Annotated in this window: 11 protein-coding genes; 7 read left to right on the top strand and 4 right to left on the bottom strand. The window is 68.7% G+C overall.

The window, feature by feature from the left end; genetic code table 11:
* Positions 1 to 17 precede the first annotated feature (17 nt).
* Positions 18 to 1,757, bottom strand: coding sequence for a gamma-glutamyltransferase (gene ggt, locus L880_RS0115355; protein ID WP_027476440.1), 1,740 nt, complete (start codon positions 1,755 to 1,757; stop codon positions 18 to 20).
* A gap of 130 nt (positions 1,758 to 1,887) precedes the next feature.
* Here ggt and L880_RS0115350 point away from each other — a divergent pair, with 130 nt between their 5' ends.
* The gene (locus L880_RS0115350; RefSeq protein WP_027476439.1) at positions 1,888 to 2,826 is read left to right on the top strand and encodes a LysR family transcriptional regulator; all 939 of its coding nucleotides are present in this window, start codon (positions 1,888 to 1,890) and stop codon (positions 2,824 to 2,826) included.
* 107 nt (positions 2,827 to 2,933) lie between these two features.
* On the opposite strand, the gene hemP is transcribed toward L880_RS0115350, so the two are convergent.
* Together hemP and L880_RS0115340 are read right to left on the bottom strand one after the other, a co-directional pair.
* Positions 2,934 to 3,137 carry a hemin uptake protein HemP gene (hemP, locus tag L880_RS0115345; protein ID WP_027476438.1) on the bottom strand — a complete coding sequence of 68 codons (204 nt, stop codon included), beginning with the start codon at positions 3,135 to 3,137 and terminating at the stop codon, positions 2,934 to 2,936.
* A 183-nt stretch (positions 3,138 to 3,320) separates the two neighbouring features.
* Positions 3,321 to 5,369, bottom strand: a complete 2,049-nt coding sequence (locus tag L880_RS0115340) for a molybdopterin-containing oxidoreductase family protein (RefSeq protein WP_027476437.1) — start codon at positions 5,367 to 5,369, stop codon at positions 3,321 to 3,323.
* 88 nt (positions 5,370 to 5,457) lie between these two features.
* Here L880_RS0115340 and L880_RS0115335 point away from each other — a divergent pair, with 88 nt between their 5' ends.
* Complete coding sequence (locus tag L880_RS0115335) at positions 5,458 to 6,660, top strand: ABC transporter substrate-binding protein (protein WP_245615176.1); 1,203 nt, start codon at positions 5,458 to 5,460, stop codon at positions 6,658 to 6,660.
* Between the two features lie 2 nt (positions 6,661 to 6,662).
* Here L880_RS0115335 and argE read toward each other — a convergent pair whose 3' ends face one another.
* On the bottom strand, positions 6,663 to 7,820 hold the full coding sequence (argE, locus tag L880_RS0115330) for an acetylornithine deacetylase (RefSeq protein ID WP_027476435.1): 1,158 nt from the start codon (positions 7,818 to 7,820) through the stop codon (positions 6,663 to 6,665).
* Between the two features lie 96 nt (positions 7,821 to 7,916).
* On the opposite strand from argE, the gene L880_RS0115325 reads away from it, so the two are divergent.
* The 5 genes from L880_RS0115325 to L880_RS35005 all read left to right on the top strand — a co-directional run bounded on the left by L880_RS0115325 (position 7,917) and on the right by L880_RS35005 (position 13,439).
* Positions 7,917 to 9,119, top strand: coding sequence for a M20 aminoacylase family protein (locus L880_RS0115325; RefSeq protein WP_027476434.1), 1,203 nt, complete (start codon positions 7,917 to 7,919; stop codon positions 9,117 to 9,119).
* 2 nt (positions 9,120 to 9,121) lie between these two features.
* The gene (locus L880_RS0115320; protein WP_027476433.1) at positions 9,122 to 10,216 is read left to right on the top strand and encodes a M14 family metallopeptidase; all 1,095 of its coding nucleotides are present in this window, start codon (positions 9,122 to 9,124) and stop codon (positions 10,214 to 10,216) included.
* 42 nt (positions 10,217 to 10,258) lie between these two features.
* Complete coding sequence (locus L880_RS0115315) at positions 10,259 to 11,599, top strand: glutamate carboxypeptidase (protein ID WP_043329589.1); 1,341 nt, start codon at positions 10,259 to 10,261, stop codon at positions 11,597 to 11,599.
* A gap of 152 nt (positions 11,600 to 11,751) precedes the next feature.
* Positions 11,752 to 12,006, top strand: coding sequence for an acyl-CoA-binding protein (locus L880_RS0115310; protein WP_027476431.1), 255 nt, complete (start codon positions 11,752 to 11,754; stop codon positions 12,004 to 12,006).
* Between the two features lie 107 nt (positions 12,007 to 12,113).
* A complete protein-coding gene (locus L880_RS35005; RefSeq protein ID WP_169737765.1) occupies positions 12,114 to 13,439 on the top strand; it encodes a cadherin-like beta sandwich domain-containing protein in 1,326 nt (441 codons plus the stop codon).
* Positions 13,440 to 13,459: the final 20 nt, after the last annotated feature.

The raw sequence follows: 13,459 nt of genomic DNA, 5'->3' as shown, positions 1-13,459 counted from the left end.
GAACCCCAATCAACAGCTCAATAGCCCATGGCCAGGCCGCTGTTGCGGCGCGGGTCGTTGGCGCCATAAAAGCGGTTCTTGCCCACCGGCTTGCCGCCCAGCGAGGGCGCGCCGATCAGCACTGCGGCCAGGTGGTTGGCGGGCTGCGGTGCGCCCAGCTTGTGGCCTGCGGCCTCCAGCAGCTTGCGGGTGTCGGGCGAGATGGCAAAGTTCTCCATGTTGGTCACATCGGGCAGCCATTGCTGGTGGAAGCGCGGGGCATCCACGGCCTCCTGCACGTTCATGCCGTAGTCGATCACGTTCAGCAGGGTGTGCAGCACCGCGGTGATGATGCGGCTGCCGCCGGGCGTGCCCACCACCATCACGGGCTGGTTGTCCTTGCTGACGATGGTCGGGCTCATCGACGACAGCGGGCGCTTGCCCGGGGCGATGGCATTGGCCTCGCCCTGCACCAGACCGTAGATGTTGGGCACGCCGATCTTCACCGTGAAGTCATCCATCTCGTTGTTCAGCAGCACGCCCGTGCCCGGCACCGTCACCTTGGCACCGAACCAGTCGTTCAAGGTGTAGGTGACCGACACCGCATTGCCCCAGCGGTCGGCAATCGAGTAGTGGGTGGTGTTGCTGCCTTCGTGCGGCGCCACGCCCGGCTTGATGTCCTTGGACACCCCGGCCTTGCTGGGGTCGATCACCGCGCGGATCTGCGCCGCATAGGCCTTGTCGGTCAGGCGGGCGATGGGGTTCTTCACAAAGTCGGGGTCGCCCAGGTAGCTGTTGCGGTCCACATAGGCGTGGCGCATGGCTTCGATCTGGTAGTGCACCGATTGGGCCGAGCGAAAGCCCAGGTCCTTCAGCGGGTAGCCCTCGAGGATGTTCAGGATCTCGCAGATGATCACCCCGCCTGAGCTTGGTGGCGGTGCCGACACCACGTGGTAGCCGCGGTAGTCGCATTCGACCGGGGGCATTTCGCGGGTCTTGTACTGGTCCAGGTCGGCCTGGGTGATCAGGCCGCCCCCGGCCTGGCTGGCCTGGGTCAGGGCCTGGGCCACCGGGCCTTTGTAAAAGCCTTCAGGCCCCTTGTCGCTGATCGCCTTCAGGGTGCGGGCCAGGTCTTTCTGCACCAGCCGGTCGCCCACCTGGTAGGGCTCGCCCCCCTTGAGGAAGATGGCCGCCGAGGCCGGGTCTTTGCGGAAGTCGCCGGTGGCGGTGTGGAGCATGTCGATGTCGCCCTGGTCCAGCACAAAGCCCTGATCGGCCAGCGCGATCGACGGGGCCAGCAGCTCCTGGCGCTTGAGCGTGCCGTACTTCTCGCGCGCCCACTCCAGGCCCGACACGCTGCCGGGCACACCGACCGCCAGGTGGCCGTGGGTGCTCAGACCCTTGATGACGTTGCCGTCCTTGTCGAGGTACATGTTCGGCGTGGCGGCCAGAGGGGCCTTCTCGCGGAAGTCGAGGAAGGTCTTGCGCCCGTCGGCCAACTGCAGCGTCATGAAGCCGCCGCCGCCCAGGTTGCCGGCGGCCGGGTACACCACGGCCAGCGCGTAGCCCACGGCCACGGCCGCATCCACGGCATTGCCGCCGCGTTTCAGCACATCCACCCCCACTTTCGTGGCCAGATGCTGGGCGGCCACCACCATGCCGTTCTCGGCGGCCACGGGGGCCACCGAGGCGGCGTGCGCGACCCAGTGGAAACTCAGGAACAGGCAGCCCGTGAGCACCGTGGTGCGCAGGCGGGGCAGGCGTCGGGGGAAATTCATCCGGCTTCTCCTCGTTGATGTCTTGCGGGGGGGGTAATCCCGGCCTCCAGGGGCCGGGTCGGGCCAGTTTAGGGGGCGTTGCTCAATTTATGATCAGGGAATTTGCCGTTGGCGGCGAAATGACTGTTTCATGAAATTTGACAATCTGGCCGATCTCAAGGTGCTGGTGGCCGCCGCCGAGACCGGTGGCTTCACGCCGGCGGGCCGCCGCTGCGGCCTCAGCACAGCCGCCGTCAGCGCCGCCATCAAACGACTCGAGACCAGCCTGGGCGTGCGCCTGTTCGAGCGCAGCACGCGCAGCGTGCAAGCCACCCAGGAGGGGCGGGTGATGATCGATCACGCACGCCGCGCCCTGGAGTTGGTGGCCGAAGGCCAGGCCCTGGTGCGGGGCGGGTCTGCGGCGCTCACGGGCAGCCTGCGCCTCACCACCTCATCGGCGCTGGCCCGCGGCCTGCTGCTGGACTGGCTGCCCGGTTTTGCCGCGCAACACCCGGGGCTGGAGATCGACCTGCGCGTCACCGACACCCATGTCGACCTGGTGCGCGAGGCGATCGATGTGGCTGTGCGCTACGGGCCCTTGCCCGACTCGGGGCTGGCGGCCCGCTTGCTGGCCCCCTCGCACCGCATCGCCTGCGCCAGCCCGGCCTACCTGCGGCGCCGCGGTTGGCCGCAGCAGCCGCAGGACCTGGCGCAGCACGAATGCCTGACCTATGAAGTGCGGGGGCGTCTGTTGTGCGACTGGGCGTTCAGCCCCGTCGATGGGGCAGGGCAGGCCGTCACCGTGCCGGTGCGCGGCGCGCTGCGCTGCAACGATGCCTCGGTGGCATTGGACTGGGCTTTGCAAGGGCAGGGGGTGGTCTACCAGTCGGCCCTGCAACTGGCGGGGGCCCTGGCGGATGGGCGTTTGCAGCGCGTGCTGCCTGGCTGGCTGGGGGCGGCGGCGCCGCTGTACGCGGTGCTGCCCAGCAACCGCTTTGTGCCGCCGCGCGTCACGGCCCTGGTGGAGGCCCTGGCCGAGCTGTTTGCGCGCTCGGCGTCGGGCGAGCTCGGGGAGCGGGTCGCGGGGTAAAAAAGGCTTGGCTGGTCGGGTGGGCCGCTGGGCGGCTCCCGATGGCTGGCCAAAACGACCTTGGAGACACGGCCGTGGCCGTGCAAGGGTCGCCCCACGATGAAACTTTATTTGGTCAGGATCAGCTTGCCCAGGCGGGTGGCCTGCAGGCGGTACAGCAGACCGTTGTGCAGGATCTCGACCGTCTTCTGGCCGGCCAGCAGCTCCTGGCTGGGCACCACCCGGGGCACTGTGCCGGCCGAGGCCGAGGGGCCACGCGACGGGGCCGGTGCGGTCTGAAACGGAGTGGACAGGGCGGTGAACTGGGTCATGGCGGCAAGTCGATGAAAAGGGGCTGGCTGGGTCTGCAGGCCGGGTGGGCGGCCCCGCAGACTGGCTGATGGGTGGATTATGCACGCAAATGAGAATGAATCTCATTAAAAAATTCAATCAACCCTGCCGTCGCCATGGCGGGCGCTCGGCCCGCGCAGCAGGCCCCTCCTTCCGTCCCCTCTTCAGCCCAGCCGGCTGACCTGCACGGCGCAGTCGTAGAAGGTCGGGCCCCGGCCCAGGTCGGTCAGGGCCTGGCTGGTGAGTTCGTTCACATTGGTGCCGTTCAGCCCGAACTTGCGCCACCAGATGCCCAGGCCGTTGACCACGCCGGGGCGGGCCCTTTCGCTGACCTCGGCCTTGCAGTGGTAATTGCCGCGCGCGTTGAACACGCGCACCACGTCACCGCTGTGGATCTGGCGCGGGCCGGCGTCGTCGGGGTGGATCTCCAGCACCGGCTCGGTCTCGATGTTGCGCAGGCTGGTCACGTTGACGAAGGTCGAGTTCAGGAAGTTGCGCGCCGGCGGCGAGATCATCGCCAGCGGCCAGGGCCCGGCGGGGTCGGGCAGTTCGTGGTTGGGCAGGTGGTCGGGCAGCCCGTCCAGCCCTTGCGCCACCAGGGCGGGGCTGAGGAATTCGCAGCGCCCCGACGGCGTCGGAAACCCCCCTTCGGCAAAGGGGGCGTCGGCCAGCGGCAGGCTGGCAAAGCCCTGGCTCAGCAATTGGTCGTAGTCGATCCGGTCGCCGAAAGCCTGGCGGCACAGGGTTTCGTCCTCTTCGGCAAAGCAAGGGTCGCTGTAGCCCATGCGCTGTGCCAGGCGGCGGAAGATCTCGCTGTTGGGCAGGGCTTCGCCCAGCGGGGCGATGGCCGGGCGGTTCAGCAGCACGTCGGTGTGGCCATAGGCCAGATGGATGTCCCAGTGCTCCAGTTGCGTGGTCGCGGGCAGCAGGTAGTCGGCATAGTCGGCGGTGTCGGTCTGGAAATGCTCCAGCACCACCGTGAACAGGTCTTCGCGGGCAAAGCCGGCCGCCACCCGCGCCGAGTCCGGGGCCACGGCCACCGGGTTGCTGTTGTAGACCACCACGGCCTCCAGGGCCGGCCCGAATGCGGCCGAGGCCGGCTGGTTGAGCGCGTCGCCGATGGTCGACATGTTGATCAGCCGCGGCCGGCGCTCGCCCAGCAGGTCCGGCCGCTGCAGGGTCTGGCGCTGCACCGGGAACTGCCCCGAGCTCGACAGCAGAATGCCCCCACCGCGTTGCCGCCAGGCCCCTGTGAGGGCCGGCAGGCAGGCGATGGCGCGCACCGCATTGGCGCCACCGCGCACGCGCTGCACCCCGTAGTTGAGGCGGATGGCCGCGGGGCGGCTGTGGGCGTAGTCGTGCGCCAGGCGCGTGATCTGCTCCACCGGCACGCCGCACACCTCGGCCGCGCGTTCGGGTGGCCACTGCAGGGCGCGCTCGCGCAGCTCGGCCCAGCCCAGGGTGTGGTGCTCGATGTAGTCGTGGTCCAGCCAGTCGTGCACGATCAATTGCTGCATCAGCGCCAGCGCCAGCGCCGCATCGGTGCCGGGGCGCAGGGCGATGTGCTCATGGCACTTCTCGGCGGTTTCGCTGCGGCGCGGGTCGATGCACACCAGGCGGGCGCCCTGGCGCTTGGCCTCTTGCGCAATGCGCCAGAAGTGCAGGTTGCTGCCGATCGAGTTGCTGCCCCAGATCACGATGAGCCGGGCCTCGGCAAAGAACTGCACCTTCATGCCCACCTTGCCACCCAGGGTGTGCACCAGCCCGGCCGTGCCCGCCGAAGAGCAGATGGTCTGGTCCAGCCGGCTGGCGCCCAGGCGGTGGAAGAAGCGCGCCGCCATGCCGTCGCCCTGCACGAGCCCCATGGTGCCGGCGTAGCTGTAGGGCAGCACAGCCTCGGGGTTGCGGGCGGCGATGGCCGACAGGCGCTGCGCAATGTCGTTCAGCGCCTCGTCCCAGCCCACGCGCACGAACTGGCCCGAGCCCTTGGGCCCGACGCGCTTCATCGGGTGCAGCAGGCGATCCGGGTGGTAGGTGCGCTCGGGGTATTTCGACACCTTGGCGCACAGCACGCCGCCGGTCAGCGGGTGGGCCGGGTTGCCTTGCACGCGGGTGGCCACGCCGTCTTTCACGGTGGTCAGCAGCGAGCAGGTGTCGGGGCAGTCGTGGGGGCAGGCGCCAAGCACCTGGGTGTCATCGTTGGGCTGGTTCATGGAGCGGTCGTGGTCGTGGGGGCCATTGGGGCCGGCTGTGTTTGAACGCATTGTCATACAGCGTGACAAGCGTTAACGTCGAAAGCCCATGCTTGCACCCTCGTCGTTTCCTTCTGGTGAACCCCCGCAGCAGCCGACCCGGCGTCGGCTGGTCCAACTGGCCTGTGCGGCGACGCTGGGGAGTCCGGCCTGGGCGCGTGGCCCTGGCAGCAGCCCAGGCAAAAGCCCGGGTGACGGCCCGCTGGTCTTGGGCCAGTCGGTTCCCTTGACCGGCCCCACTGCCCACCTGGGGCGCAACTACGTGCAAGGGGCCCAACTGGTGTTCGACCAGGTCAACGCAGCAGGTGGCATCGGCCGGCGCGCCATCGAATTGCGCATCCAGGACGATGGTTATGAGGCAGACCGTTGCGCCGACAACACACGCCGCTTCATCCGCGATGATGTTTTTGCCCTGTTCGGCTATGTGGGCACGCCCACCAGCCTGGCTGCCATGCCCCTGGCACTGCAGGCGCGGGTGCCCTTCATAGCCCCCCGAACCGGGGCGCAGGCCGTGCGTGAACCTTTGCACCAGCAGGTTTTCATCCTCCGGGCCTCGTACCGAGAAGAGTTGTCTCTGGTCGTGTCCACGCTGCGCGCCAGAGGGGTGCGCCGGGTGGCCCTGTTGCGCCAGGGTGACTCCTATGGTGACGCCGGGCTGGATGCGTTGACACGGGCCCTGGCGGCCCAGGGCCTGGGCCTGCTGGGGCAGGCCAGCATCGAACGCAATTCTCTTGACGTCAGTGCCGCGGTGCGGACTCTGGCGCCGCTGCGGCCCGAGGCCATCGTGCTGGTATGCACCTACCAGGCGGCGGCGGCCTTCATCAGGGCCGTGCGCAAGGCCGGCTTTGCCGGCCTGTTTGCGGCGGTGTCCTTTGTGGGCACGCAGGACATGATCGACACCCTGGGGCGCGAGGGGGCCGGCGTGATGATCTCTCAGGTCATGCCCTCACCCTACGTCGATGGCCACCCGCTGGCCACCCAGTTCAGGGCGGCGGCCCGCAAGGCGGGCGGGCGTGTGGCGATCACCTATTCCGCCATCGAAGGCTATCTGGCCGCTTCGGTGCTGGTGGCCGGGCTGCAGGCGGCCCAGCGCACGGGGCGCCTGAGCCGCGAGGGCCTGGTCGAGGGGCTGGAGTCGCTCGGGCGGCGTGAGATCGCAGGCTTTCCGATTGAATTGGGGCCGACCCGCCATGCGGCCTCCGACTTTGTCGAGCTCTCCACCTTGGTGGGCGACGGCACGATCCGCACCTGAGCTCAGGCGATTTCGCGCACCCCGCCCAGGCCCTGCAGAAACTGTTCGCAGCGCCCCAGTTGTTCCAGGGTCACGTACTCATCGGGCTGGTGCGCCTGCTCGATGCTGCCGGGCCCGCACACCACGGTGGGGATGCCGGCCTGCTTGAACAGCCCCGCTTCGGTGCCGAAGGCCACCAGGGTGGTGCCCGATTCCCCGGCCAGGCGCTGCGCCAGCCGGGTCACGGCATCGTCGGCCGAGCCCAGGAAGGCCGGCACCTCGCAGATGGGCTCGAAGCTGAAGCCCGCCTCGGGGCTCACCTGTTGCATGCCGGGCTCCAGGGCGCGGGCGGCGGCCACCACCTGCGACTGCAGCGCCAGCGCGTCCACGGTGGGCAGGTTGCGGAACTCATAGCGGAACTCGGCGTCGCGCGGCACCACGTTGTCGGCAATGCCGCCATGGAACTGGCCCACGCTGGCGGTGGTGTAGGGCACGTCAAAGCCGGTGTAGCGGGGCTCGTCGCGCTCGAAGCCCTCGGCCATGTCGCGCAGCGTGCCGACCAGCCGGGCCGCCATCTCGATGGCGTTGACGGAGCGCGGGGTCAGCGACGAGTGCGCCTCTTTGCCGCGCACGCAGCAGCGGTAGCGGTACACCCCCTTGTGGGCAATGGCCGGCACCATCAGCGTGGGCTCGCCCACGATGCAGGCCAGGGGCTGGATGTGGGCGTCGCGCAGGTCGGCAATCAGCTCCTTCACGCCCAGGCAGCCCACTTCTTCGTCAAAGCTCAGCGCCAGGTGGATGGCGAAGGGGGCCGGGCTGTCCAGAAAGTGCTGGGCCTGGGCCAGTGCGATGCCGATGAAGGCCTTCATGTCGGCCGAGCCCCGCCCGTACAGGCGGCCGTCGCGCACCGTGGCCGACAGCGGGTCCAGGCTCCAGGCCTGGCCGTCCCAGGGCACGGTGTCGGTGTGACCCGACAGGATCACCCCCGCGGGCTTGCCCTCGCCCAGCGTGGCAAACAGGTTGGCCTTGGTCTTGTCGGCGTTCCAGGTCAGGCGGCTGGCCACGCCCAGGCGCTGCAATTCGTCGCGCACGAAGTGGATCAACTCGAGGTTGGAGTTTCGGCTCACCGTGTCCATCCGGACCAGGGTCTGCGCCAGTGCAAGGGCTCGTTCGGAAATCATGGTTGGCATTGTGGATGATGTGCGCGGATGGCGCAGAACTTGCGGCAAAGCCCTGCCCATTGCTAGACTGATCCATTAAGCGCCCACTACATCACCATGCAAATCCTTGACTCCATCGTGGCCCAGGCGGCCGGCATCGCGGCGGTGCGCCGCGACATCCATGCTCACCCCGAGTTGTGTTTTGAAGAACTGCGTACCGCCGACCTGATCGCGGCCAAGCTCACCGAGTGGGGCATTCCGGTGCACCGCGGTCTGGGCAAGACCGGTGTGGTCGGCATCGTCAAGGGGGGCGACAGCCCGCGCGCCATCGGCCTGCGTGCCGACATGGACGCGCTGCCCATGCAGGAGTTCAACACCTTCGCCCATGCCAGCCGGCATCCCGGCAAGATGCACGCCTGCGGCCACGACGGCCACGTGGCCATGCTGCTGGCCGCGGCCCAGCACCTGGCCCGCCACCGTGATTTCGATGGCACGGTGTACCTGATCTTCCAGCCTGCCGAAGAGGGCGGTGGCGGCGCCCGCGAGATGGTCAACGACGGCCTGTTCGAGCAGTTCCCCATGCAGGCCGTGTTCGGCATGCACAACTGGCCCGGCATGCCGGTGGGCACCATGGCCGTCAGCCCCGGCCCGGTGATGGCCTCGACCAGCGAGTTCAAGATCACCGTGCGCGGCAAGGGCGGCCACGCGGCCCTGCCGCACACCGGCATCGACCCGGTGCTGATCGCCTGCCAGATGGTGCAGGGCTTCCAGACCATCGTCACCCGCAACAAGAAGCCGGTCGACGCCGGCGTCATCTCGGTCACCATGATCCATGCGGGCGAGGCCACCAACGTCATCCCCGACAGCTGCGAGCTGCAGGGCACGGTGCGCACCTTCACCACCGAGGTGCTCGACCTCATCGAGCGCCGCATGTCCGAGATCTCGCACGGCGTGGCGGCCGCCTTCGGGGCCGAGTGCAGCTTCGAGTTCGTGCGCAACTACCCGCCCACTGTCAACCACCCTGCCGAGGCCGAGTTCGCCCGCAGCGTGATGGTCGACCTGGTCGGCGCCGACAAGGTGCTGCCGCAGGAACCCACCATGGGCGCGGAAGACTTCGCCTACATGCTGCAGGCCAAGCCGGGTGCCTACTTCTTCATCGCCAACGGCGACGGCACCCACCGCGAGATGGGCCATGGCGGCGGCCCGTGCATGCTGCACAACCCCAGCTACGACTTCAATGACGACCTGATCCCGCTGGGGGGCTCGCTGTGGGTGCGCCTGGTGCAGAAGTGGTTCGCCCAGCAGCCTGACAAGGCCTGACCATGCTGCCCGTGCCCCAGGCCTTTGCCAGCCGCTACGCCGAGGCGCGTCGGCTGTTTCTGGAGGGGGCGGCCCAGGCCGGCCTGCCCATCGAGTCGCACCCCCACCCCTTGCCGGGGCGCGACGGCGAGGCCCTGGCCATGGACGTGGTGCGCGACGGCCCGCCCGATGCCCAGGCCCTGCTGATCGTCAGCAGCGGCTGCCATGGGCTGGAGGGCTTTTGCGGCTCGGGTGTGCAGGTGTTCGCCCTGCATGACGCCGAATGGCGCGAGCGCGCCCAGGCCGCCGGGGTGGCCGTGCTGTATGTGCACGCGCTCAACCCCTACGGGTTTTCGCACTTGCGCCGGGTCACGCACGAGAACGTCGACCTGAACCGCAACTTCCACGATTTCAGCCAGCCCCTGCCGCTCAACGAGGCCTACCGCGAACTGGCCCCGCTGCTGCTGCCCGAGGTGTGGCCGCCCGATGCGGCCAACCAGGCCGCCATCGCCGACTTCCTGGCCCGGCGCGGCGAGGCCGCCTTCCAGGCCGCGGTGGCGCGTGGCCAGCATGAGTTCCCCCAGGGCCTGTTCTTCGGCGGCCAGACCCCCACCTGGAGCAACCTCACCCTGCGCGCCGTGCTGCGCCAGCATGGCCGTCAGGCCCGCCGCCTGGGCTGGATCGACCTGCACACCGGCCTGGGGCCCAGTGGCCTGGGCGAGCGCATCTTTGCCGGCCGCCATGAACCGGCGGCCGTGGCCCGGGCTCGGGCCTGGTGGGGCGGTGGCGGCGCCACGCCGGTCACCTCGATCTACGACGGCTCCTCCACCTCGCCCTTGCTCACCGGCCTGATGTGGGAGAGTGCCTACCAGGAATGCCCGCAGGCCGAGGTCACCGGCATCGCCCTGGAGTACGGCACCCAGCCGGTGCTGCAGGTGCTGCACGCCCTGCGGGCCGAACACTGGTTGAACGGGCACCCCGAGGCGCCGCCCGCGCTGGCCGAGGCCATCCGCCAGCAGGTGCTGGCGGCCTTCTACACCGACACCGATGCCTGGAAAGGCCAGATCATCAGCCAGGCGAGGCAGGCCCTGTTCCAGGCGGTCGACGGCCTGGCCTGAGCCGAGGGCCGGCCTTTCTCACTCCCACTGCCTCGAAACGCTATGAACCTGATGAACCCTTGCAGCCGCAGCGCCACCCGCCGGGCGGCCCTGCTGGGCTTGAGCCTGCTGGCCGCCAGTTGGCTGAGCCCAGCGGCGCGGGCCGATACCGTGGCCCCGCCGGCCGCCCAGGCCCCGCTGTGGGCGGCGGCTGGGCAGGAGCAGCCGGCCCTGCTGGAGACCTTGCGCGCCCTGGTCAACATCGAAAGCGGCAGCAGCGACCGCGAAGGCCTGGACCAGATCTCCGAGCTCATTGCCGCCCGCCTGCGCGAGTTGGGGGGCGAGGTGAACTTCATCGAGGCGGCACCGACCGACCTGTACCGCATGGAAGACACGCCGCCCCGGCCCGGTCGCATGGTGCACGCGGTGTTCAAGGGCAGCGGGCAGCGCCGCATCCTGCTGATCGCCCACATGGACACCGTCTACCCCCGGGGCATGCTGGCCCAGCAACCCTACCGCGTGGAAGGCAACCGCGCCTATGGCCTGGGCATTGCCGACGACAAGCAGGGCGTGGCCACCGTGCTGCACACCGTGGCCCTGCTCAAGCGCCTGGGGGTCCAGAGCTACGGCCAGTTGACGGTGCTCATCAACGGCGATGAAGAGATCAGCTCGCCCGCCTCGCGCAAGACCCTGGCCCGACTGGGGCGCGAGCACGATCTGGTGCTGTCCTACGAGGCCACCCGCGTCGGGGGCGACAAGCTGTCGCTGGCCACCAGCGGTATCGCCATGGCCTCGCTCAAGGTGGTGGGTCGGGCCTCGCACGCCGGCGGCGCCCCCGAGGCCGGCATCAACGCGCTGTACGAGTTGTCGCACCAGCTGCTGCAATTGCGGGATCTGTCGGTGCCCGAGCGCGGCCTGAAGGTCAACTGGACCCTCGCCAAGGCCGGTGTGGTGCGCAACATGATCCCGCCCGAAGCCAGCGCCCAGGCCGATGTGCGCCTGCTGCGCGTGAGCGACCTGCAGGCCCTGGACAGCCAGTTGCAGTCGCGCATCCAGCGCCACCTGCTGCCCGGCTCGGAGGTCAGCGTGACGCTGGAGAACCGCCGCCCGCCCCTGGAGCCCAGTGATGCCGCGCGCCGCGTGGGGGCCCACGCCCAGCAGATCTACCGCGAGATCGGTCACACGCTGCAGATCGACGACCGCCCGGAAGGCGGCGGCACCGATGCCGCCTTTGCCGCCCTCGAAACCCGCGCCCCGGTGCTCGAACGCCTGGGCCTGCAAGGCTTTGGCGCGCACTCCGACAAGGCCGAGTACGTGCTGCTCGACTCCATCCAGCCCAGGTTGTACCTGGGCCTGCGCCTGATCGGCGACTTTGCCGCGGGCCGCGTGGCGGGCGCAGATTGAACAGTTGGCGACACTGTGGACGCGGATGGCCCGGCCGAGCCGGGGATGGGGGCGCGCGCCGCTTAAGATGAATGTCTGCCGGGCCGACCGGTGGGTCTGCCGGCCCGCCAGACCCGCCCCATGACGACAACCCCAACCAGGAAATCCGAGACATGTCCGATCTGAACGCCCTGTTCGAAGCCGCCGTGGCCAACTCCAAGAACCTCAGCGAGCGCCCCGACAACCCCACCCTGCTGAAGATCTACGCTCTGTACAAACAGGCCACCCAGGGTGACAACACCGAGAAGAAGCCCGGCTTCACCGACCAGGTGGGCCGCTTCAAGTGGGACGCCTGGGAAAAGCTCAAGGGCAAGACCCAGGATGAGGCCAAGCAGCTCTACATCGACCTGATCCAGTCGCTGAGCTGAGCGCTGTCCAGCCCCTCGGGTTGCTTCACAAAGTGGTGACCTTTCTGCGGTAGTCCGGTGGCATGTGCCCGGACAGAATGCCCCTGTTGTCCTATGCAGAGGTGCTCATGTCCCAACATCCGTCCCGTTCCAAGCCCTTGGGCCGCCGCCATGCCTTCGCCGTGGTGGGCTCACTCGGCGCCCTGGCCCTGAGCGCCTGTGGTGGCGGCAGCAGCAGCACGACGGCCACCACCTCCTCGGTGGCCACGCTGGCCGGCCTGAGCCTGTCCGCTGGCAGCCTGTCGCCGTCGTTTGCCAGTGGCACCACCGTCTATGCCGCCAGCGTCGGCAATGCGGTCGGCAGCCTCACTGTCAGCCCCACGGCCACCGACAGCGGCGCCACCATCCAGGTCAATGGCAGCACGGTGGCCAGCGGCAGCGCCTCGGCCGCGATCAGTCTCAGTGTGGGCACCAACACCGTGACGGTGGTGGTCACCGCCAGCGATGGCAGCAGCACCAAGACCTACACGGTGGTGGTCACACGGGCGGCCGCCACCTTGTCGTCGGACGCCACGCTCAGCGCACTCACCCTGTCTGTGGGCAGCCTTTCGCCGGCCTTTGCGGCCACCACCACCAGCTACACGGCCACGGTGGCCAACAGTGTGAGCAGCCTCACGGTCAGCGCCACGCTGGCCGGCTCGGGCACCCTCAAGATCAATGGCAGCACGGTCAGCAGTGGCGCCGCCTCGGGCAGCATCGCACTGGCGGTGGGCAGCAACACGGTCAGCGTGGTGGTCACGGCGGCCGATGGCGTCAGCACCCAGACCTACACCTTGACGGTCACCCGGTCGGCTGCCGGCAGTTGCACGCTGACTGCGACCGAGACCGATGGTCCGTACCCGCTCTACGCCATCCTGACCAATTCGGCCATCGTGCGCAGCGACATCCGCGAAAGCAAGACCGGCATCCCGCTGACGCTCACCCTCACGGTGCTGAGCACCGGCAGCAGCTGCGCCCCCATCAGCGGTGCAGGCATCTACATCTGGCATTGCGACAAGGATGGCCTGTACTCAGGCTATAGCACCAGCAACAACGCCGGCCAGAGCGGTCTGACCTACCTGCGCGGCATCCAGGTGACCGACAGCAACGGCCAGGTCACGTTCACCACCATCTACCCTGGCTGGTATGCGGGCCGCATCACCCACATCCATGTCCAGGTGTACCTCAACGACAACCTGGCGGTCTCGGCCACGGCCACCACCCAGCTGGCCTTTCCGCAGACCATCACCACCGCGGTCTACAACAGCGCGCTCTACACCAAGGGGCAGAACACCTCGGTCACCAGCTTTTCGGCCGACAACGTGTTCAGCGATGGCACCAGCACCGAGATGCTGACGCTGAGCGGCGACCTCAGCACGGGCTACAGCGCCAACATGACGATCAGCATCGCCTGAGGCGGTCTGTCAGAGCCTGG

The sequence above is a fragment of the Curvibacter gracilis ATCC BAA-807 genome (assembly GCF_000518645.1).
GTDB lineage: Bacteria > Pseudomonadota > Gammaproteobacteria > Burkholderiales > Burkholderiaceae_C > Curvibacter > Curvibacter gracilis.
This window is presented reverse-complemented; position numbering and strand designations above follow the sequence as displayed.